Raw genomic sequence first — 20042 nt, 5'->3', positions numbered from 1 at the left:
GCCGTTCAGGCCAGCATCCACAGCGCGCCAAGGCCAAGGCCGGCACAAAGCCCGGCGCCGGCCCACAACAGCCGCGCCAGCCACGGCGAGGGCGCGCGTTCCGGTTCCGGCTGGGCCTGCCGGATCAGGGCCGCTTCCACGAGGCCGGGAAGCCTTGGCCCGAAGCGGGCCATCACCAGCGCCGTCTTCCACAGGTCCGAGGCCGCGGCCCGCGGCCCGATCGACTGCTTGATATAGGCCTCGACCACCGGCTTCGCGACGTTCCAGATGTTCATCCGCGGGTCGAGCGACCGCGCCACACCCTCGACCACGACCATCGTCCGCTGAAGCAGGATCAGTTCGGTCCGGGTTTCCATCCCGAAGCGTTCGGTCACCTCGAACAGGTAGGACAGCAGTTTCGCCATGGAGATCCGCGTCGCATCCATGCCGAAGATCGGCTCTCCGACGGCACGCAGGGCGCGGGCGAATTCATCCACGTCGCGGTCGGCGGGGACATAACCCGCCTCGAAATGGACCTCTGCCACGCGCTGGTAGTCGCGCCGGATGAAGCCGAAGAGGATCTCGGCGTAGACCCGGCGCGTGTATTCGTCGATATGCCCCATGATCCCGAAATCGAAGGCGACGATATCGCCGTTCGGGGCCACCTTCAGGTTGCCCTGATGCATGTCGGCGTGAAAGAAACCGTCGCGCAGCGCGTGGTTCAGGAACAGTTGCAGCACGCGTTCCGACAGGGCCGCGCGGTCGTGCCCGGCGGCATCCAGTGCCGCATTTTCACCCAGCGGCACACCCTCGACCCAGCTCATCGTCATGACCCGGCGGCCAGAGTAGGGCCAGCGCACCACCGGCAGGTCAAAGCCCGCGTCATCGGCGGTGTTCGCGGCGAACTGGCTGGCAGAGGCCGCCTCCAGCCGCAGGTCCAGCTCGCCCAGAACCACGCCCTCGAAATGCTCGATCACGTCGCGGGGACGCAGGCGGCGCGAGGCCGGCGAAAGCGCCTCGATCACGTTGGCGGCGAAGTAGAAGGCATCGATATCGCGCCGAAAGGCCCGTTCGATGCCGGGGCGCAGGACCTTCACGGCCACGTCGTCGCCGGTCTCCGCCAGGCGCGCGCGGTGGACCTGCGCGATCGAGGCGGCGGCCACGGGGGGCTGAACTCGGAAAACACCTCGGACACGGGCTGGCCGATTTCCTCGGCGACCTGCCGCTTGGCCTCGTCGATGGAAAAGGGCGGCAGCTTGTCCTGCAACACCCGCAATTGCCGGGCGAGGTCGTCGCCGACCACGTCGGGGCGCGTCGACAGGATCTGTCCGAACTTGATGTAGGCCGGGCCAAGCGCCTGAATGGCGCGGACGGCGGGCGGCAGGGCCGGATCGCCCTTTTCGCCAAGCCACTTGAAGGGCCAGCCCAGCACGCGCGCGGCCACCCGCAGCGGCGCCGGTGCTTCCATGGCGTCCAGCACGACACCCATGGCGCCGGTGCGCTCCAGCGTGGCGCCGGTGCGGATCAGACGCAGGATATTGTGGGGGCCGCGCACCTAGAGTTTCCAGCCGGAATGCAGGCAGGCCACGCCCATGGTCAGGTTCCGGTACTTGGCGTTCTCGAACCCGGCGCCGCGCACCATGCCCAGAAAGGTCTCTTGATCCGGGAAGCGGCGGATCGATTCCACCAGATACTGGTACGAGTCGCGGTCGCCGGCGATCATCTGGCCCATGCGCGGGATGATGTTGAAGGAATAGAGGTCATAGGCCTTCTGCATCATGTCGTTGGGAATATGGCTGAATTCCAGCACCATCAGGCGCCCGCCGGGTTTCAGCACGCGATATGCCTCGGCCAGGGCGACCTCGGGGCGGGTGACATTGCGGATGCCGAAGGACACCGTGTAGACGTCAAAGCTGTTGTCGGCGAAGGGCAGGGCCATGGCATCGCCCACCACCCAGTCCAGCGAGTCGCCAAGCGCCTCGGCCTCGGCGCGCTTGCGGCCTTCGACCAGCATCGGTTCGGTCAGGTCCAGAACCGTGGCGTGACCGCGGCCCGCGCGCTTCAGGAACCGGAACGAGATGTCGCCGGTTCCGCCTGCCACATCCAGCAGCCGCTGGCCGGGCCGGGGCGCCAGCCAATCCATCATCGCGTCCTTCCAGACCCGGTGGATGCCCATGGACATGGCGTCGTTCATGACATCGTATTTCGTCGCGACAGAGCTGAAAACGCCCTGCACCCGTCCGGCCTTTTCCGATTCGGGAACTTCGGCATATCCGAAATGTGTCGTCTTTCCGGTCTCTTCGCTCATGGGCCTTGCCGTTTCTTTCTGCGTGCCTTTCTTATAGGTCGCCCCGGCGCCGTTACAATGAGCAGGACCCGTCCCATGCCCGAATTGCCCGAAGTCGAGACAGTCCGTCGCGGTCTGGCCCCCGTGATGGAGGGCGCGGCGATCGCGCGGGCCGCCGTGAACCGGCCCGATCTGCGCTGGCCCTTCCCGCCGGACATGGCCGCGCGGCTGACCGGCGCGCGGGTCGACCGGCTGCGGCGGCGGTCGAAATACATCCTCGCGGACCTGTCCACGGGGGAATCGCTGCTGATCCACCTTGGCATGTCGGGGCGGATGCTGGTGTCGGGCGATCCGCTGGGCCTCTTCGTGCACGATCACCCGGCGCCCGAGAAACACGACCACGTGGTGTTCGACATGGACAACGGCGCGCGGGTGACCTTCAACGACCCGCGCCGCTTCGGCGCGATGGACCTGCTGCCCACGGACAGCGCAGAGGGCCACCCGCTTCTGGCCTCTCTGGGGCCTGAGCCGCTGGGCAACCAGTTCAGCGAATCCCACCTTGTCGAGGCCCTGAAGGGGCGCAACATGCCGATGAAATCGGCGCTTCTGGATCAGAAGATCGTCGCGGGGCTGGGCAATATCTACGTCTGCGAGGCGCTCTTCCGTTGCGGCATCCATCCCGCGCGCAAGGCGGGCCGCGTTTCGGCGCGGCGCGTGGCCGCACTGGTGCCGGTGATCCGCGCGGTGCTGACCGATGCCATCGCGGCGGGCGGCTCCAGTCTGCGGGATTTTCGGCAAGCCGATGGAGAGCTTGGATATTTCCAGCACAGCTTCGACGTTTACGGGCGCGAGGGTGCGCCCTGCCGGACGCCGGGATGCTCTCAGGAGATCCGCCGTCTGGTGCAGTCGGGGCGGTCTTCGTTCTATTGCCCGGCCTGCCAAAGATAATTGACCGACCTGCCCAAGATGGTAAGGCTGGGCGACTGACGGAACCGGACGGAGCCCAGAACTCATGGCTTATGAGACGATCATCGTCGAAGTAGAAGACCACGTCGCCACCATCAAGCTGAACCGGCCCGACGCGCTGAACGCCCTCAACTCCGAGTTGCTGGGCGAGCTCTCCGAGGCGCTGGCAGAGGCGGACGGCAACGAGAAGGTGCGCTGCATCATCATCACCGGCTCGGCCAAGGCTTTTGCCGCCGGGGCGGACATCAAGGAGATGTCGGAAAAATCCTATGTCGACATGTTCCTGTCGGACTTCTTCGGCAAGGAAGGCGCGGCGATCACCTCGACCCGCAAGCCGGTCATCGCCGCGGTCGCGGGCTATGCACTGGGCGGCGGCTGCGAACTGGCAATGATGTGCGACTTCATCATCGCCGCCGACACGGCCAAGTTCGGCCAACCCGAGATCAACCTTGGCGTGATGCCGGGGCTGGGCGGGACGCAGCGACTCACCCGTTACATCGGCAAGTCCAAGGCAATGGACATGAACCTGACCGGTCGCTTCATGGATGCCGAAGAGGCAGAGCGCGCCGGGCTGGTCAGCCGCGTCGTGCCGGCCAAGCAGCTGATGGAAGAGGCGCGCGCCGCCGCCGACAAGATCGCCGAAAAGTCGATTCTCTCGGCCATCGCCTGCAAGGAAGCGGTCAACCGCGCCTATGAGACGACCCTCTCCGAAGGCCTGCTGTACGAGCGCCGCCTGTTCCACGCGCTCTTTGCAACCGAGGATCAGAACGAGGGCATGGCCGCTTTCATGGAAAAGCGCACGGCGCAGTTCCGCGACCGCTGAGGCCCTGAACCGGATTCGGGCATAATCGCCTTGCCCGAATCCAGCGGGGCCTGTATAGACGCCCGTCATACATGCGCGTGATGCCCGCTCTGGCAAGAATCGGTCCCGGATGACGTTCGGGTTTGTGTCAGGCGTTGCGCCTTTAACAGAAGCTTAAGACTCAGGATCGATCATCATGGCAAATACCCCCAGTCGAAGAAACGCGCCCGTCAGAACGACTCGCGCTTTGCTGTCAACAAAGCCCGCCGCTCGCGCATCCGCACCTTCCTGCGCCAGGTCGAAGAAGCCATTGCCTCGGGTGACAAAGAGGCCGCTCAGGCCGCTCTGAAAGCCGCTCAGCCCGAGCTGATGCGGGGCGTTACCAAGGGCGTTTTCCACAAGAATACCGCGTCGCGCAAGCTGTCGCGTCTGTCTTCGCGTGTGAAGGCACTAGGCTGAACTCTCACTATATCTAGTGGTTTTCGTGAAAGGCATCGCTATATGCGGTGCCTTTTCGCATTGTGGGGATTCCTTGCCATACCCTTAGATTCGTTTCCTCACTATTCCCGAGTCAAGCAAGAGTTTCAGTTGCCGCTCTGCTGAGAGACTTGCTAGTTTCACCAAGCGAGTCACGGAGTCGTCAAGACGCCGGGACGACCTTGGGGGACAAAGCTGCCACCACCGCTAGGGGATAGAGCGGTGTCGCCCGGCATGCCGCACTGCGCGGTGTATCGGGCCAAAGGGGAAACCCTTGCTGCGTCCAAATTAGATCTTGCGGTCGGCAAGCCGTATTCCGGGAACGGAATCGTGCCAGCCGACCTTCCGCGGGGCCTGTGCCCCGAGCGATTCCCTTCCGGGAAGCGCGTGGAAAGGATTTGCCCGAGGTTCAGCACCACGCCGGGAAGGGGCCCGGCGGGGACGGGAACACGAGGAAGAGTAGAATGACACGAGACAAGTGGATCGCACTTCAAGAGCAGATCCGCGCGACCATCGGGCAGAACAATTACAAGACCTGGATCGAGCCGCTGCTGTATGGCGGTGTGGATTCCGAGGGCGAGTTCACCCTTCTGGCGCCGACCAATTTTTTCGGAAGCTACGTAGAGTCGAACTACGGGGACATGCTGCTGGCCCAGATTTCGCTCGTCAGTGCCGAGGTGCGCAGGCTGGCCTTCACCGTGGGCCGCGCAGAGCACCCCGAGGCGCCGCGCGCCGAAACCGCCCCGGTGGCGGAACAGGCCGTTGTCGCCGATACGGTCGTCAAGGAAGCACCCGCAAAGGACGCGCTGCCCGGCGCGCCGCTGGATGCGCGGTTCAGCTTTGACACCTTCGTGGTCGGCAAGCCGAACGAGCTGGCACATGCCGCCGCCAAGCGCGTGGCGGAAGGTGGTCCCGTCACCTTCAACCCGCTTTTCCTCTATGGTGGCGTCGGCCTCGGCAAGACGCACCTCATGCACGCCATCGCGCACGAGCTGAAGACCCGCAATCCCCACCTCACCGTGCTCTACCTTTCGGCGGAACAGTTCATGTACCGCTTCGTGCAGGCCCTGCGCGAGCGCAAGATGATGGACTTCAAAGAGCTGTTCCGCTCTGTCGACGTGCTGATGGTCGACGACGTGCAGTTCATCGCCGGCAAGGATTCCACGCAGGAGGAATTCTTCCACACCTTCAACGCGCTGGTGGACCAGAACAAGCAGATCATCATCTCGGCGGACCGTGCCCCGGATGAGATCAAGGATCTGGAAACCCGCATCCGAAGCCGCCTGCAATCCGGGCTGGTGGTCGACCTGCACCCGACGGACTACGAGCTGCGCCTCGGCATCCTTCAGTCCAAGGTCGAGGTCTACAAGGGCATGCACGCGAACCTGACCATCCAGGACGGCGTGCTGGAATTCCTGGCCCACCGGATCAGCACCAACGTCCGCGTGCTGGAAGGCGCCCTGACCCGTCTGTTCGCCTTTGCCAGCCTCGTGGGCAAGCCGATCGACATGGATCTGGTGCAGGACAGCCTTGCCGACGTGCTGCGCGCCTCGGAACGCAAGATTTCCATCGAGGAAATCCAGCGCCGCGTGGCCGAGCATTACCACATCCGCCTCAGCGACATGATCGGGCCCAAGCGGGTGCGCAACTTTGCCCGACCGCGGCAGGTGGCGATGTATCTCTGCAAGCAGCTGACCAGCCGCTCGTTGCCGGAAATCGACCGCCGTTTCGGCGGGCGCGATCACACCACGGTCATGCATGGGGTGAAGCGGATCGAGGAACTGCGGATGAAGGACGGGCAGATCGACGAGGATGTCGAGATGCTGCGCCGCGCGCTCGAGGCCTGAGCCCTGCTTACCACAAGGGGGGCTGCGTGCCCCCCGATGCCTTGACGCCCTTTTAAAACAATCCGAAAACAGACAAAACGGCCTTGGAGCAAGCGCTGGCCCAAGCTAGGGTGCGCCTCCGGGACACGCGAAGAGGGCTGGGGACGATGAAGATCAGCATGGAACGTTCGGCGCTTCTGCGCGCCGTGGCGCAGGCGCAATCGGTCGTGGAGCGGCGCAACACGATACCGATCCTTGCAAACGTGCTGATCGAGGCCGAGGGCGAGGCAGTCACCTTCCGGGCCACCGATCTGGACATCGAGGTGCTCGACAAGGCCGTGGCGCAGGTCGAACGCGCGGGCGGCACGACGGTTTCCGCGGTGACCCTGCACGAGATCGTCCGCAAGCTGCCCGACGGCGCGCTGGTGACCCTGTCCGAAGAGGGCGGGTCCGGGCGGCTGACGGTCTCGGCCGGGCGGTCGAACTTCAACCTTGCGACGCTGCCGAAAGAAGACTTCCCGGTCATGGCGACCTCGGAATACGGCACCAATTTCAAGGCCAAGGCGCAGGTGCTGCGCCGTCTCTTCGACAAGTCGAAATTCGCGATTTCCACCGAGGAAACGCGCTATTACCTGAATGGCGTCTACATGCATGTGGCCGACAGCGAGGATGGCCGGATGCTGCGCTGCGTGGCAACGGACGGCCACCGGCTGGCGCGCATCGACGCGCCGCTGCCCGAGGGCGCGGCAGAGATGCCGGGCGTCATCGTGCCGCGCAAGACCGTGGGCGAGCTGCGCAAGCTGCTGGACGAGGACGACATGGAAATCGCGGTGTCGGTCTCCGAGACCAAGGTGCGCTTTGCCACGCCGGACATCACGCTGACCTCGAAGGTCATCGACGGCACCTTCCCCGATTACACGCGCGTCATCCCGCAGGGCAACACCCGCAAGCTGGAGGTCGACGCCAGCGAATTCGCCAAGGCGGTGGACCGCGTGGCGACGGTGTCCTCGGAACGCTCGCGCGCGGTGAAGCTGCAGCTGGACGAAGACCGGCTGATCCTGTCGGTGAACGCGCCGGACCAGGGCGCCGCCGAGGAAGAGCTGGCCGTGGCCTATGGCGACGAGCGGCTGGAAATCGGGTTCAACGCCAAGTACCTGCTGGAAATCGCAAGCCAGGTGGATCGCGAGAATGCGGTGTTCCTGTTCAATTCCTCCGGCGACCCGACGCTGATGCGCGAGGGGACCGACACCAGCGCGGTCTACGTCGTCATGCCGATGCGCGTGTGATCGGCGGCAGAAGCCTCCGGCGGAGAGTATTTGTACCAAGAAGAAGCGCAAGCGCGGTGATCCGATGCACCTGTCGCGCCTGAGCCTGTCGCATTTCCGGTCGCACAAGCAGGTGTCGCTGGAGGTGGACGCGCGGCCCGTCGCCCTGTTCGGGCCGAACGGGGCGGGCAAGACCAACCTGATCGAGGCGGTGTCGCTGTTTTCCCCCGGTCGCGGGCTGCGGCGGGCGGCGGCCTCTGACATGGCGCGGCGGCCCGAGGCCCTGGGCTGGAAGGTCTCGGGCGTGTTGGACGGGCCGGATGGCGCGCATGAGGTGGATTTCCTGTCCGAGGGCGGCGCCGCCCAGGTGGTGCGCATCGACGACAAGCCTGCCAGCCAGGTGGCCACGGGGAAGATCGCGCGGGCGGTCTGGCTGGTGCCGGCCATGGACCGGCTCTGGATCGAGGGCGCCGAGGGGCGGCGCCGCTTCCTTGACCGGCTGGCCCTGTCCTTCTTTCCCGATCACGCGCAGGCGGCGCTGGATTACGAGAAATCCATGCGAGAGCGCAACCGGCTGCTGAAGGATCAGGTTCGCGACGGGCATTGGTATCTTGCGCTGGAGGCGCAGATGGGGCGCAGCGGCGCGGTGTTGCACGCCAACCGCCTGCGGACGCTGGCGCGGCTGGCGCGGGCGCAGGAGGGCGCGCAGACGGCCTTTCCCGTGGCCGAGCTGACCCTGACGCAGGGCGAGGGAGAGATGCCCGCCGACGAGGCCGCGCTGGTCGGTGCGCTGGCCGAGAGCCGGGGTCGCGACCTGCAGGCGGGGCGCAGCCTTGTCGGGCCGCACCGTGCGGATATGCTGGGGGTCTTCGCCGCCAAGGGGGTGCCGGCCTCCGACTGTTCGACCGGCGAGCAGAAGGCGCTGCTGATCTCGCTGATCCTTGCCAATGCCCGGGCGCTGGCCGAGGACGAGGGCGCGCCGCCGCTGGTGCTGCTGGACGAGGTCGCGGCGCATCTGGACGCGGGTCGCCGGGCGGCGCTTTACGACGAGATCTCTGCCCTTGGCGCGCAGGCCTGGATGACCGGAACCGGGCCGGAGCTTTTCGCGGAACTGGGGGCGCGGGCGCAGCGGATCGAGGTGCGTGACGAGGCGGGTGTCTCGGCTGTCGTCCCGCTGTAATCCGGAGGGGTAAGGCCCGGCGGATACTCACCAAATCTTGTGTCCTTTGCGTGACAACCCCCGGCGCGGACGCTATAAGTTGCGGCACAAGAACAAAGGATCAGGCAATGTCCGAACCCGCACCGGCGCCCCGGGAATACGGCGCTGATTCAATCAAGGTTCTCAAGGGCTTGGAGGCGGTGCGCAAACGCCCCGGCATGTACATCGGTGACACCGACGACGGGTCCGGCCTGCATCACATGGTCTACGAGGTCGTGGACAACGGCATCGACGAGGCGCTGGCCAGGCATGCCGACTACGTCCACGTCAAGATTCACGCGGATTCCAGCGTGTCGGTGCGCGACAACGGTCGCGGGATTCCCACCGATATCCATGCCGAAGAGGGCGTTTCCGCGGTACGAGGTCATCATGACCCAGCTGCACGCGGGCGGGAAGTTCGACCAGAACAGCTACAAGGTTTCGGGCGGTCTGCACGGGGTCGGCGTTTCCGTGGTGAACGCCCTGTCGGTCTGGCTGGAACTGCGCATCTGGCGCAACGGCAAGGAACATTACGCCAAGTTCGAGCATGGCGAGACGACAGAGCATCTGCGCGTCGTCGGCGATGCCAATGGCGAGAAGGGCACCGAGGTGCGCTTCCTTGCCTCGACCGATACCTTCAGCAATCTCGACTACGATTTCCACACGCTGGAAAAGCGCCTGCGCGAGCTGGCCTTCCTGAACTCCGGCGTGCGCATCATCCTCGAAGACGACCGCCCGGCAGAGCCGCTGCATATCGAGCTGCACTACGAGGGCGGCGTGCGCGAGTTCGTCAAATACCTCGACCGCTCGAAGCAGCCGGTCATGCCGGCCCCGGTCTACATGGAAGGCGAGCGCGACGGCATCGGCGTCGAGATCGCCATGTGGTGGAACGACAGCTACCACGAGAACGTGCTGCCCTTCACCAACAACATCCCGCAGCGCGACGGCGGCACGCATTTGGCGGGCTTCCGCGGCGCGCTGACGCGGCAGTTGCAGAAATACGCGACCGAAAGCGGCATCGCCAAGCGCGAGAAGGTGACCTTTACCGGCGACGACGCGCGCGAGGGGCTGACGGCGGTTCTGTCGGTCAAGGTGCCGGACCCGAAATTCTCCAGCCAGACCAAGGACAAGCTGGTCTCGTCCGAGGTCCGTCCGGCGGTCGAAAGCCTGATGAACGAGAAGCTGGGCGAGTGGTTCGAAGAGAACCCCAACGAGGCCAAGCAGATTGTCGGCAAGATCATCGAGGCCGCCATGGCCCGCGAGGCGGCGCGCAAGGCGCGCGAGCTGACGCGGCGCAAGAACCCGATGGATGTGAACTTCCTCGCGGGCAAGCTGAAGGATTGTTCCTCGAAGGATCCGAGCCAGACAGAGGTCTTCCTCGTCGAGGGTGACAGCGCCGGCGGCTCTGCCCAGACCGAGCCGCGACCGGCGCACGCAGGCGATCCTGCCGCTGCGGGGCAAGATCCTGAACGTCGAGCGGGCGCGCTTTGACCGGATGCTCGGCAGCCAGGAGATCGGCAACCTTGTGATGGCTCTGGGCACCGGGATCGGGCGCGACGAGTTCAACATCGAGAAGCTGCGCTACCACAAGATCGTCATCATGACGGACGCCGACGTCGACGGGGCGCACATCCGGACGCTGCTGCTGACCTTCTTCTACCGTCAGATGCCGGAACTGATCGAAGGCGGCTATCTCTATATCGCGCAGCCGCCGCTGTACAAGGTCGCGCGCGGCAAGTCCGAGGTCTACGTCAAGGACCAGACCGCGCTGGAGGACTACCTGATCCAGCAGGGCGTCGAAGGCGCGCAGCTGACGCTGGACAACGGAGAGGTCATCGCCGGGCAGGATCTTGTCCGGGTGATCGAGGAGGCGCGGCAGCTCAAGCGGGTGCTGGATGCCTTCCCGACGCATTACCCGCGCCACATCCTTGAACAGTCGGCGATTGCCGGGGCCTTCGTGCCCGGCGCGGTGGATTCGGACCTGCAGGGCGTGGCCGACAAGGTCGCGGCGCGGCTGGACCTGATCGCGCTGGAATACGAAAAGGGCTGGGCCGGGCGCATCACCCAGGACAAGGGTATCCGGCTGGCGCGGGTTCTGCGCGGCGTCGAAGAGGTGCGCACGCTGGACGGCCCGATGCTGCGCTCTGGCGAGGCGCGCAAGACGGGCTCCTTCACGCAAAGCCTGCAGACCATCTACGACCGCGCCGCCATGCTGGAACGCAAGGACCGCCGCCAGATCGTCTACGGCCCGCTGGGCCTGCTGAAGGCGATCCTCGACGAGGGCGAAAAGGGTCTGACGCTGCAACGCTACAAGGGTCTGGGAGAGATGAACCCCGGACAGCTTTGGGAAACGACGCTGGACCCGGACGCGCGGACGCTTTTGCAGGTGACGATCGACGATATGGCCGAGGCGGACGACCTGTTCACCAAGCTGATGGGCGATGTGGTCGAACCGCGCCGCGAGTTCATCCAGCAGAACGCGCTGACGGTGGAAAACCTCGACTTCTGAGGGGCTTGTCGGCGCGCGCGACGGCTTGATGCGCGTGCCGATATCCGGCTTTGCCCGCGTCCTCCGTCGCTGTCATGTGGTGACCGCGGGTTCCCCGGCTGGTCCGCCCGTGGGCAGCGGCGTGCAGAGCGCGACAATCCGCCATTGACGGGGCCGCCGGGGCGGCGCCGGACGTCAGAAAGTCATCCCGCGATGTCCTTGGGGCTTCGCTTCGGGTCTGGCCGGCAGATCACCGGCCAGACCCCGTGTCCGCGCCCTGTCAGATGATCCGGACCTGTGTTCCGACGGGGGTGATCTCGAAAAGCTCGGCGATCTTGTCGTTGTAAAGCCCGATGCAGCCGTCAGAGGACCGGCGACCGATCTTGCGGGTGTCGTGGGTGCCGTGGAGAAGGTAGGCGGGCCGGGACAGGTACAGCGCATGGGTGCCAAGCGGGTTGTCGGGCCCCGGCGGCATGTATTTCCACCCGAAGCGTTCCACCTGGCTGGGCGTCGGCGTCCAGTCGGGGCCGACCTTCTTGCGCACGATCCGGGTATAGCCGCGCTTGGTCAGATCTTCCGAGATCGGCACCGAGGTGGGATAGACCCGGTAGTCCGACCCGTCGGCGTTCCAGTAGTGCAGCGCCCGCGATGCGGTATCGGCCACGATGGTGGCAACACCCAGGTCATCGAAATGGTCCTGCCAGCGTTGCACCACAAAGCTGGACAGGTTGCGGCGCACCGGCTCGGAGGCCTGGATCACCGTGGGGGCGGCAAGACCGGCGAGGCCGGACAGGATCGCGGCGCGGCGCGTCAGGGGGTTGTCATCTGCTTTCTCCTTCCGTTTTTCCGGGGTGTCCTGGGGGGACGCGGTCAGCCACGGGCCGTGGCCACGGCGTCCCGCAGTTCGCTGGCGCCCATCGCACCGGCATAAAGCGCTTCGCCGACGATGAAGGCGGGCGTTCCGCGCAGGCCGATCAGGCTGGCCTGCTCGCTGTTGCGGCTCAGCAGCGCGTCCCATTTTTCGCGGTCGCCGCGATAGGCCTTGTCCAGGGCCGCGACATCGAAACCGGCCCGTCCAAGCGCCCGGTCGATCGACCGGTTGTCCAGCCGTCCCTCGGTTTCCATCAGCGCGGTGTTCGCGTCCTCGTAGCGGCCCAGCGAAGCGGCCCCCAGCACCAGCTGACTTGCGCGGACCGAAGGCGCGCCGAAGATCGGCCAGTCCTTCATCACCAGGCGGATATTGCCGTCGGCCTTCACGACCTCGGTCAGCGGGGGGTGGTTGGTCTTGCAGTAGGGGCACTGGTAGTCGAAGAATTCGACGATGGTGACGTCGCCCTCGGGGTTGCCGAGCACCGGGTTCACCGGATCGAAAAGCACGTCCTCGACGGTCAGCGCCTTGGCTGAGGCGGGCGACCGCAGCATCGACATCAGGCCGGCCCCGGTCGCTGCGACGATCAGGCCGCCGGTTACAAAAGTCCTTCGCGTGGATTTGGGCATGGGGGTCTCCTTGTGGCGTTTCAATTGGTTTCGGGATTGCGGCCCGGCGGCGTGGCGCCCTTGCCGCTTTCCTCTTCGGTCAGCACCACCACCCGGGCGCCCGCCTGCACACGGTCGTGCAGGTCCAGAATGTCCTGGTTGAACAGGCGGATGCAGCCGGAAGAGACGGCCTTGCCGATCGAGAAGGGGTTGGTTGTGCCGTGAATGCGGTAAAGCGTGTCGCGCCCGCCCTTGAAGAGGTACAGCGCCCGCGCCCCGAGCGGGTTGTCGAGACCGCCCTCCATGCCGTTGCGCACGGGTCCGTAAAGCTCGGGGTCGCGGCGCAGCATGTTCTGCGTCGGGGTCCAGCGGGGCCATTCGCGCTTGAACGGGATCACCGCCTCGCCCGAGAAGGCCCGGCCCTGTTCGCCGACGGCGACACCGTAGCGCAGGGCCCGCTGATCCTCGAGCACGAGGTACAGAAACCGTGCATGGGGATCGACGACAATGGTGCCCGGCGCCTCGTCGGTCCGGTAGGCCACTTCCTGGCGCCGGTTGCGCGGGCTCAGCGCCGCCTCGGGGACGGCGGGAATGATCCGCCCGGCATCCTCTACCGGGCCGTAGATCGGGTCTGGCGGCGGGGGACCGGGCTCGGGCTCGGGCGTGGTGGAGGCGCAGGCCGCCAGCAGCACAAGGCCGGCGACGGCGGTCAGGGTGGTCAGGCTGGATGTCATGGGGCCTCCGGGGACAGGTCGTTCATGCGATTGGCCAGTGCGGCGCGGGAAATCTCTCCGGTGTGCACGGCGACGAGGCGACCGTCGGCGTCGAAGAACAGGGTGCTGGGCAGCCCGAGAAGGCCGAAGGTCTCCATCAGGCGCTGTTCGGGATCCAGAAGCACCCGCTCGCCGCCCAGGTCCTGGCTGTCGAGGTAGCGCAGGACGGTTGCGCGCGGCTCGCCCTGATTGGCGAAGCGCACCACCACGTCGTCGCGGTTGCTGGCCAGATCCATCATCATCGGCATCTCGCGACGGCACGGCGGGCACCAGGTGGCCCAGAGGTTCACGACCACCGGGCGTCCGCCGGCATCGGCAAGCGGCACCGGCGCGCCGTCGAGTGTCGGAAGGGCGATCTGCGGCAACTGCCCGCGCGCCTCGACCGGAAAGACCTGGCCCGCTGCGGTATATGCAAGACCGCCGGCGAACACCGCGAAGGCCAGCGGGCGCAGCACCCCGGGGCGCCGCAGCAGCATGGCCAGGGCGGCAAGGGCCGAGGCCGACCGCGCCGCCGGAGGCCGCGAAACCGCCCTGCCAGATCGCCAGGGCACTGAGCGGCTCGGCGGCAAAGCTGTCGAGGTTGGCAAGCACGAAACCCGCCCGCGCGGCCACGATCCAGCAGGCCACGACGATCAGGGACCACCGGTGGACGTCGGGCGAGCGTGTCGCCCGGAACCAGGCCGCCAGCTCGACCGCCCCCAGAAAGGCCGCGATGGCGATCACCACGTGCAGGCGCTCGTGCGAAAAGACCAGAGGTCCAAGGGAAACCGCGTTCATTGGACCGCCCGCGCCGCAGTGATCACATCCTCGGGCCCCGGCTCACCGACAAGCCGCGTGCCGGGCGCCTCGCGACCCATGGCATCAAGAAAGATCATCGTCGGCGGCCCGACAGAGCGCAGATGCTCCAGCAGCGCCTGGCTGTCGGCGTCGAATTCGGTGAGGTCGGCGGCGATGACCCGCAGGTCGGCCAGGGCCGCCTGAACCCCGGCGTCCGGCCAGACGCGGCGCTCGATGGCGCGGCAGCTGACGCACCACTCGGCGGTGAAATAGATCATCGAAGGCTGCTGCGCCTCGGCGAGGGCGGCTTCCAGCTCGGGCACCGAGCGCACGGTGGTGAAGCCGATCGCCCGGGCCGAGGTCGGCGCGTCGGCGGATGCCCGCAGCCCGGCGAGCGGGCGCAACGGATCGCTCCCGCCACTGGCCGCACCAAGCCCAAGGAGAGCAGCGGCAAGCAGCGCCATCGCGCCGGTCGCCTTGCGCAGACGCGCAGCGGGTGTGGCGCCGGTTTCCATCCGGTCCAGACCGCCGAGAAAGACGCCCGCCAGCACCAGCACGCCCGCCCATACCGCCAGCCCCGCGGCAGGCGGGATGACCCGCGCCGCAAGCCAGGCCGCCATGCCGAGGAAGACGAAGCCGAAGACCCGGTTCACCGCCTGCATCCAGTGGCCCGCTCGCGGCAGCGCCTTCGATCCGAAGGCCCCGAGCAGCAGCAGCGGCACGCCCCGGCCAAGGCCAAGCGAAAAGAGGGCGGCGGCGCCCAGTGCGGTGTCGCCGGTCTGCGCGATGTACAGCAGCGCACCGGCCAGCGGCGCGGTGACACAGGGCCCCATGATCAGCGCCGAGGTGAACCCAAGCGCCGCCGCGCCGCCAAAGGTGCCGCGCCGCCCGGCGCCCGCCGCCGCGACCCTGTCGTTCCAGGCCCGCGGGAGGCGCAGCTCGAAGAGGCCGAACATTGCCAGCGCCAGCGCCGCGAAGACGATGGCGACGCCGCCGACCGCCCGGGGCGATTGCAGCACGATCTGCAGGTTTCGGCCCGACCATGCGGCGGCGATCCCCAGCAGGCCGAAGGCGGAGGACATGGCAAGCACGTAGGTGGTGCTGAGGGCCAGCCCCCGCCGCATCGTCAGGGCCGTGCCCTGACCGGCCAGCAAGCCGCCCAGAACCGGGATCATCGGCAGGACGCAGGGGGTGAAGGCCAGCAGCAATCCGAAACTGAAGAAGCCCAGCAGCACCAGCGCCGTTCCGCCCCGGTTCATCAGGTCGGCGACCAGCCCCTCGTCCTCGGCGAGCGTCAGGCCGGAGGCCGGGGCGGATGTGACCGGGGCCGCGCTTGCGGGCGCCGTTTCGACCGGTGCCGTCGCGACCGGGACGGCGGGCAGGGTGTCGGTGACGGGCGGATAGCAGATCCCGTCTTCCTGACAGCCCTGGTAGGTGACACTCAGCGCGCCCGCCACCGGCGGAAGCCGCACCGCCGTCTGGTCGTAGTAGACCCCGACGGCCCCGAAGGTGGGGTCCTGCTTCTGGATGGCGGGCGCGCTGTCGAAGGCGACCGCCGCGCCTTGGGACGTCTCGACCGAAAGGTAATCCCGGTATAGGTAATAGCCTTCTGCGATCTCCCAGCGCAGCACCCGACCGCCGTCCGGCAGGGTCTCGACGGACAGGGTAAAGGCCTCTCTCGGGTCAAGGGGCTGGTCCGATCCGAAGGGGCTGCCCTGAGCAGCGGCGGCTCCGGCCAATCCGGCCATCAGCGCAAGTGCCTGCAGCAGGGCAAGCAGGGGACGGATCGGGTGAAGGGATGTGAGTATGGTGGCTGTCATGCGGGCCGAGTCGGTTGCCAACCTTAACACTGCCTTAATGTTCGCCGCCGATTGAGCCTGCGGACGGAAGGAGCTTTCTATGCGGATACTGGTGGTGGAAGACGATGCTTCGCTGGCCGACGGGCTTTGCGCCGGGCTGCGGCTGCACGGTTTCCTGCCCGAGCTGGTGGGCACCTGTGCGGATGCGGTCGAGGCCTGGGCGCAGGGGGGCTTCTCTGCGGTCGTGCTGGACGTGATGCTGCCCGACGGTTCCGGCGCCGATCTGCTGGCCGCGATGCGTGCCCGGGGGGATCGCCTGCCGGTCCTTCTGCTGACGGCGCTGGATCAGGTCGGCGACCGGATCGCCGGGCTGGACGCGGGCGCCGACGACTACCTTGCGAAACCCTTCGATCTTGGGGAACTGGGGGCGCGGCTGCGGGCCATCACCCGGCGCGCGCAGGGTCAGGCCAGCCCCACGATCAGCTGGAACGGGCTGGAGTTCGATCCGGCGCGCATGGCCGGACGCATCCGGGATGAGGACGTGCATTTTTCGCGCCGGGAGTTCGCGCTGATGCAGGCCCTTCTGGAACGGCCCGGCGCCGTCGTCACCAAGGACCGGCTGGAAGAGCGGCTTTACGGCTGGCAAGACGGCGTCGAAAGCAACACGGTCGAGGTCCATGTGCACAAGCTGCGCGCCAAGCTGGGGGCCCGCTACATCGAAACGGTGCGCGGTGTCGGCTACCGGCTGTCGGGGGGCGGATCATGAGCTCTATTCGCGGGCGGCTGTTTTTCATCCTGCTTGTCGCGACCGGGGCGATCTGGTTCTCTGCCGTCCTGTGGATCCAGCATTCGACCCGAACAGAGGTCGAGGTCGTGCTGGATGCCCGGCTGGCGGAAGCGGCGCAGATGGTATCGTCGCTGCTGTCAGATGGCAGGGTCGAAGTGGCTGGCGCGGCCGGGACGCTGGCCATCGCCCCCGGTCGCACCGGTTCCGGGTATTCGCGGCAATTGTCCTGCCAGATCTGGTCGCTGGAGGGCGCCATGGTCGGCGCCTCGGGAAGCGCGCCCGAGGGGCGGCTGACAGAGGCCGAGACCGGCTATTCGGAGAATGTCGTCGATGGCGAACGGTGGCGTGTCTACACCGAGGTGAACGAGGATCTGGGCGTTCGCGTGATGGTTGGGGATAGGCTCACCGTCCGCGAAAGGCTGGTGTCCGACGTGACGCGCGGCCTGCTGATCCCCGCGCTGGCGATCCTGCCTGTTCTGGCCGGGCTGATCTGGCTCAGCGTGGGGCAGGGCCTTGCCCCGCTCTACCGGATGGCGAATGCGCTGGCCGCGCGTTCGGCGGACAACCTCGAACCGGTCCGTGCCGGCCCGCTCCCGCCAGAGCTGCGCCCCATGGGGGCCGCTCTGGACGCGCTTTTCGCGAGGGTCGCCGCCGCCCGCGACCGCGAGCGCAACTTCTCGGCCTATGCCGCGCATGAGCTGAAGACACCCCTCTCCGCCATCAAGACGCAGGCACAGGTGGCCGCCATGGCGCCGGACGAGGATACCCGGCGTCACGCCCTCGCGCAGATCGAAGAGGAGTTGCCCGCACCGACCGCATGGTGCGTCAACTGCTGGAGCTGGCCGCCGTGGACGGCGCGGCGCACAGTGGCGCCGGGGACATCGATATCGGCGATGTCCTGGCCGGAGTCCTGTCCTCTCTCGAACGGACGGCACGAGGCGAAACAGGTGCATTTGCGCTGCACCCTCCCCAAGGCCCTGCCGATGGTTCCCGGCGACCCGGTGATGGGCACGCTGGCGGTGCGCAACGTGGTCGAGAATGCCATCGGGGCAAGTTCGGACGGCGATACGGTGGAAATCCGCGTCGCCGAGGCCGCGGATTTCCTCCGCGTTGCGGTTCTCGATCGGGGTCCGGGCATCGCGGAAAAGGATCGCTCACGCATCACCGAACGCTTTTTCCGGGGCGCCAATGCCCCGGAGGGGGGCAGCGGGCTGGGGTTGGCCATTGCAACGGCGGCCATGCAGCAACTCGGCGGCGCGATGGACTTCCGGCGAAGAGACACCGGCGGCGAGCAGGTGACCCTGACGTTCAGGAAGGCGGTCGCCTGAAGGCCGACGACGTCAAACGCAGGCATCCGGCAAGGCGCCTCGCGCAGAGAAGGCGCGCTTCCGAAGCGCGCGAAGACAACCGGCAGGGCACCTTGAGCTCAGGGCCCGGGTAGGCGTTGGCGCGTTCCGCGTCCCGCAAGACGACCTGCAGGCCTGCCGGTGGCGCTGCGTCTCGGACAGATCCGCCTCGACCGTCAGCTATGCAAGGGGCCCGCCCGGTCGGGGGCCCCGGTGCGGGCATGGCCCGGCGCCACGTCGCCCCCGAACCGCGTCCGGCGCAGGGGCCGCCGGTGGTGTGGGATCACGATCCGTTTTCGATCTTCGGTCGCCCACTGGCGCCCCGGTCCGGCGCCTCGGGGTCGGCCCAGCTGATCCGCAGCCCGACAGAGCACCGCCCTTCGGCCCGCTCTCCCTTGATCCGGACCGTCATCAGCTCACCGGTGTGCAGCACAAGGGTATCGTCGTCGTCGCTCAGCGTCATCTCGCCCTTGCCGAAGCCCTTGGACAGGGCGCTGAGCAGCGTCTTGATGGTCTTCGCATCCTGCAGCGATTCATGGGAAAAGCGCTTGTCAGAGCTCATGAGGGTGTCCTTGCAGGCCTTGGGCAGGGGTCAATGGGCGGTCATACGCTCGGGAGCGAAGTGCTTGGCGCGCGGGTGGTCACGGCTCAGACCGATCACATCCCCGGACGGAAAGATCAAGGTCGCGCCGGCGCCGATGCCCTCCAGCCCTTCCAGCGCGCGCGAGGCGCGGTCCAGCGTGATGTCGCCTTCGAGGTGCAGCAGGCCCTGCTTGGCCAGAAGCCGCTGTCCCGCATGGTTGTTCACATGGCCCTGCACCACCATGTGCAGCCCGGCGCGGTTCAGGGTCTCGACCCCGGTTTCTGTCAGGGCGCAATCCGAGGCGCGGTACTTGGTCCGCACGAGGTTCGCCAGCGGCCCGAAGTAAAAGCCAAGCGTCGCACCCTCGGCGGCGCGGGCATAGGCGGCATTGACCCTGTCGACCCCCTCGCGGACCAGCGCATCGGCCATCTCGTCACACAGCCCGGCATGCACGAAAAGCAGCGAGCCGGACCGCGCGACCACCTGCATCCGGTCGAAGAACCAGGCGTAGTGGCCGCCGGGCTCCAGAAAGATCTCGTGGCATTTCAGCAGCGCCGCCAGCAGTTCGCGATGGGTCAGCCCGATGCGCGCGCGGTCGCCGTCGAACTTGGCGCGCTTTTCCTCCAGCTTGCGGATTTCCTTGGCGATGACCCTGCGGGGCAGTTCCTTGCGCGCGGCGCTGGCAAAGCGGTCGGACCAGTCCGGCCCGGGCATCAGGCGGGCCTTGCAGGCCGCCTCGGAGGGCAGCGCGGCCAGGTCTTCGGGCGTGACGAAGCGGTCCAGAACCTCGCGCAGCGCGGGCAGGATCTTGCGGCCCATGCGCACGAAGAGATGCTCGGTCAGCGCGCTGCGGGGGCCGCGCACCGCCGTGATGGCAAGGCGCATGCGCAGATCGTGGTTGCCCGCAAGGATCGTCAGCCGGGCGCCGGTGTCCAGCACCGCGGCGATGGCATCCAGCAGGGCAAGGTTGCTGGGCCCCTTGTCCAGCGCGTCGCCGCCCAGCACGATCTGCGCGGCGCGGCCAAAGGCGGTCAGCCCGATCCGGCCCCGGGTGCGATGGATCACCCCGGCGGCAATCAGCGAGCGCAGGAAACCCTCGGCATCGGCATGGGGGTCGGAGACAAAGACCACCGGACGCTCGGGCCAGTGCCAGCCGCCATGACGCCGGGCGCGCGACAGGCAGTCGGCCACCGGGCGGGCGGCGGCGTCTTCC

The 20042-nt window shown here is 67.1% G+C and carries 18 protein-coding genes and 3 pseudogenes; 11 read left to right on the top strand and 10 right to left on the bottom strand.

All coding sequences use genetic code 11. The features are described from left to right. Positions 1-5 precede the first annotated feature (5 nt). Together ubiB and ubiE are read right to left on the bottom strand one after the other, a co-directional pair. Positions 6-1534 (bottom strand): annotated as a pseudogene (gene ubiB / locus ABFB10_RS09240) (2-polyprenylphenol 6-hydroxylase). Next, a complete protein-coding gene (gene ubiE / locus ABFB10_RS09235; protein WP_347166290.1) occupies positions 1535-2287 on the bottom strand; it encodes a bifunctional demethylmenaquinone methyltransferase/2-methoxy-6-polyprenyl-1,4-benzoquinol methylase UbiE in 753 nt (250 codons plus the stop codon). Between the two features lie 75 nt (positions 2288-2362). Here ubiE and mutM point away from each other — a divergent pair, with 75 nt between their 5' ends. The 9 genes and pseudogenes from mutM (at position 2363) to ABFB10_RS24060 (ending at position 11309) form a co-directional block, all read left to right on the top strand. Then, a complete protein-coding gene (mutM, locus tag ABFB10_RS09230) occupies positions 2363-3214 on the top strand; it encodes a bifunctional DNA-formamidopyrimidine glycosylase/DNA-(apurinic or apyrimidinic site) lyase (protein ID WP_347166289.1) in 852 nt (283 codons plus the stop codon). A gap of 64 nt (positions 3215-3278) precedes the next feature. Beyond that, the gene (locus ABFB10_RS09225; protein ID WP_206562758.1) at positions 3279-4055 is read left to right on the top strand and encodes an enoyl-CoA hydratase; all 777 of its coding nucleotides are present in this window, start codon (positions 3279-3281) and stop codon (positions 4053-4055) included. Positions 4056-4220: 165 nt separating this feature from the next. Then, positions 4221-4493 (top strand): 30S ribosomal protein S20, encoded by a 273-nt coding sequence (gene rpsT / locus ABFB10_RS09220; RefSeq protein WP_347167985.1) that lies wholly within the window; start codon positions 4221-4223, stop codon positions 4491-4493. 482 nt (positions 4494-4975) lie between these two features. Then, entirely contained in the window at positions 4976-6358 is a 1383-nt protein-coding gene (dnaA, locus tag ABFB10_RS09215) for a chromosomal replication initiator protein DnaA (protein ID WP_347166288.1), read from the top strand. A gap of 146 nt (positions 6359-6504) precedes the next feature. Next, positions 6505-7623, top strand: coding sequence for a DNA polymerase III subunit beta (gene dnaN, locus ABFB10_RS09210; protein ID WP_347166287.1), 1119 nt, complete (start codon positions 6505-6507; stop codon positions 7621-7623). Positions 7624-7687: 64 nt separating this feature from the next. Beyond that, on the top strand, positions 7688-8782 hold the full coding sequence (gene recF, locus ABFB10_RS09205; protein ID WP_347166286.1) for a DNA replication/repair protein RecF: 1095 nt from the start codon (positions 7688-7690) through the stop codon (positions 8780-8782). Positions 8783-8889: 107 nt separating this feature from the next. After that, a pseudogene (locus tag ABFB10_RS24070) lies at positions 8890-9273 on the top strand (ATP-binding protein); the annotation flags it as partial. Further along, positions 9155-10291, top strand: coding sequence for a DNA gyrase subunit B family protein (locus ABFB10_RS24065; RefSeq protein ID WP_430523001.1), 1137 nt, complete (start codon positions 9155-9157; stop codon positions 10289-10291). The pseudogene ABFB10_RS24070 and the gene ABFB10_RS24065, both read left to right, overlap by 119 nt. Then, positions 10188-11309, top strand: a complete 1122-nt coding sequence (locus ABFB10_RS24060) for a toprim domain-containing protein (RefSeq protein WP_430523000.1) — start codon at positions 10188-10190, stop codon at positions 11307-11309. Before ABFB10_RS24065 ends, ABFB10_RS24060 begins: the two co-directional genes overlap by 104 nt. Before the next feature lie 259 nt (positions 11310-11568). Here the strand turns inward: ABFB10_RS24060 and ABFB10_RS09195 are convergent, their stop codons facing one another. The 6 genes and pseudogenes from ABFB10_RS09195 to dsbD all read right to left on the bottom strand — a co-directional run bounded on the left by ABFB10_RS09195 (position 11569) and on the right by dsbD (position 16134). Continuing rightward, complete coding sequence (locus tag ABFB10_RS09195) at positions 11569-12102, bottom strand: L,D-transpeptidase (protein WP_430523040.1); 534 nt, start codon at positions 12100-12102, stop codon at positions 11569-11571. 56 nt (positions 12103-12158) lie between these two features. Further along, positions 12159-12785 carry a DsbA family protein gene (locus ABFB10_RS09190; RefSeq protein WP_347166284.1) on the bottom strand — a complete coding sequence of 209 codons (627 nt, stop codon included), beginning with the start codon at positions 12783-12785 and terminating at the stop codon, positions 12159-12161. A gap of 20 nt (positions 12786-12805) precedes the next feature. Beyond that, positions 12806-13498 (bottom strand): L,D-transpeptidase, encoded by a 693-nt coding sequence (locus ABFB10_RS09185; protein WP_347167984.1) that lies wholly within the window; start codon positions 13496-13498, stop codon positions 12806-12808. Continuing rightward, a complete protein-coding gene (locus tag ABFB10_RS09180; RefSeq protein WP_347167983.1) occupies positions 13495-14088 on the bottom strand; it encodes a TlpA family protein disulfide reductase in 594 nt (197 codons plus the stop codon). Before ABFB10_RS09180 ends, ABFB10_RS09185 begins: the two co-directional genes overlap by 4 nt. Before the next feature lie 7 nt (positions 14089-14095). Further along, positions 14096-14314: pseudogene (locus ABFB10_RS09175) on the bottom strand (TlpA disulfide reductase family protein); the annotation flags it as partial. Next, positions 14311-16134 carry a protein-disulfide reductase DsbD gene (dsbD, locus tag ABFB10_RS09170; protein WP_347166283.1) on the bottom strand — a complete coding sequence of 608 codons (1824 nt, stop codon included), beginning with the start codon at positions 16132-16134 and terminating at the stop codon, positions 14311-14313. The gene dsbD and the pseudogene ABFB10_RS09175, both read right to left, overlap by 4 nt. Before the next feature lie 79 nt (positions 16135-16213). Here dsbD and ABFB10_RS09165 point away from each other — a divergent pair, with 79 nt between their 5' ends. Beyond that, positions 16214-16879 carry a response regulator transcription factor gene (locus tag ABFB10_RS09165; RefSeq protein WP_347166282.1) on the top strand — a complete coding sequence of 222 codons (666 nt, stop codon included), beginning with the start codon at positions 16214-16216 and terminating at the stop codon, positions 16877-16879. Next, the gene (locus tag ABFB10_RS09160; RefSeq protein WP_347166281.1) at positions 16876-18228 is read left to right on the top strand and encodes an ATP-binding protein; all 1353 of its coding nucleotides are present in this window, start codon (positions 16876-16878) and stop codon (positions 18226-18228) included. The genes ABFB10_RS09165 and ABFB10_RS09160 overlap by 4 nt, the downstream gene beginning before the upstream one ends. A gap of 301 nt (positions 18229-18529) precedes the next feature. Here the strand turns inward: ABFB10_RS09160 and ABFB10_RS09155 are convergent, their stop codons facing one another. Together ABFB10_RS09155 and ABFB10_RS09150 are read right to left on the bottom strand one after the other, a co-directional pair. Continuing rightward, positions 18530-18808 (bottom strand): amphi-Trp domain-containing protein, encoded by a 279-nt coding sequence (locus ABFB10_RS09155; protein ID WP_347166280.1) that lies wholly within the window; start codon positions 18806-18808, stop codon positions 18530-18532. A gap of 30 nt (positions 18809-18838) precedes the next feature. Next, the gene (locus ABFB10_RS09150; RefSeq protein ID WP_347166279.1) at positions 18839-20020 is read right to left on the bottom strand and encodes a metallophosphoesterase family protein; all 1182 of its coding nucleotides are present in this window, start codon (positions 20018-20020) and stop codon (positions 18839-18841) included. Between the last annotated feature and the right edge of the window lie 22 nt (positions 20021-20042).

Origin of the sequence: Ponticoccus litoralis, assembly GCF_039769985.1 — a bacterium.
Classification (GTDB): Bacteria; Pseudomonadota; Alphaproteobacteria; order Rhodobacterales; family Rhodobacteraceae; genus Ponticoccus; species Ponticoccus litoralis.
The sequence above is the reverse complement of the archived record's forward strand: the minus strand, read 5'-3'. Positions and strand labels throughout refer to the sequence as shown.

Bases quoted from the DNA above. Each gene is read 5' to 3' on its own strand.
- ABFB10_RS09225 (WP_206562758.1), top strand. From the start codon at position 3,279: ATGGCTTATGAGACGATCATCGTCGAAGTAGAAGACCACGTCGCCACC.
- mutM (WP_347166289.1), top strand. From the start codon at position 2,363: ATGCCCGAATTGCCCGAAGTCGAGACAGTCCGTCGCGGTCTGGCCCCC.
- ABFB10_RS09190 (WP_347166284.1), bottom strand. From the start codon at position 12,785: ATGCCCAAATCCACGCGAAGGACTTTTGTAACCGGCGGCCTGATCGTC.
- dnaN (WP_347166287.1), top strand. From the start codon at position 6,505: ATGAAGATCAGCATGGAACGTTCGGCGCTTCTGCGCGCCGTGGCGCAG.
- ABFB10_RS09160 (WP_347166281.1), top strand. From the start codon at position 16,876: ATGAGCTCTATTCGCGGGCGGCTGTTTTTCATCCTGCTTGTCGCGACC.
- ABFB10_RS09165 (WP_347166282.1), top strand. From the start codon at position 16,214: ATGCGGATACTGGTGGTGGAAGACGATGCTTCGCTGGCCGACGGGCTT.
- ABFB10_RS09185 (WP_347167984.1), bottom strand. From the start codon at position 13,498: ATGACATCCAGCCTGACCACCCTGACCGCCGTCGCCGGCCTTGTGCTG.
- ABFB10_RS09155 (WP_347166280.1), bottom strand. From the start codon at position 18,808: ATGAGCTCTGACAAGCGCTTTTCCCATGAATCGCTGCAGGATGCGAAG.
- ubiE (WP_347166290.1), bottom strand. From the start codon at position 2,287: ATGAGCGAAGAGACCGGAAAGACGACACATTTCGGATATGCCGAAGTT.
- recF (WP_347166286.1), top strand. From the start codon at position 7,688: ATGCACCTGTCGCGCCTGAGCCTGTCGCATTTCCGGTCGCACAAGCAG.
- dnaA (WP_347166288.1), top strand. From the start codon at position 4,976: ATGACACGAGACAAGTGGATCGCACTTCAAGAGCAGATCCGCGCGACC.
- ABFB10_RS24065 (WP_430523001.1), top strand. From the start codon at position 9,155: ATGCCGAAGAGGGCGTTTCCGCGGTACGAGGTCATCATGACCCAGCTG.
- dsbD (WP_347166283.1), bottom strand. From the start codon at position 16,134: ATGACAGCCACCATACTCACATCCCTTCACCCGATCCGTCCCCTGCTT.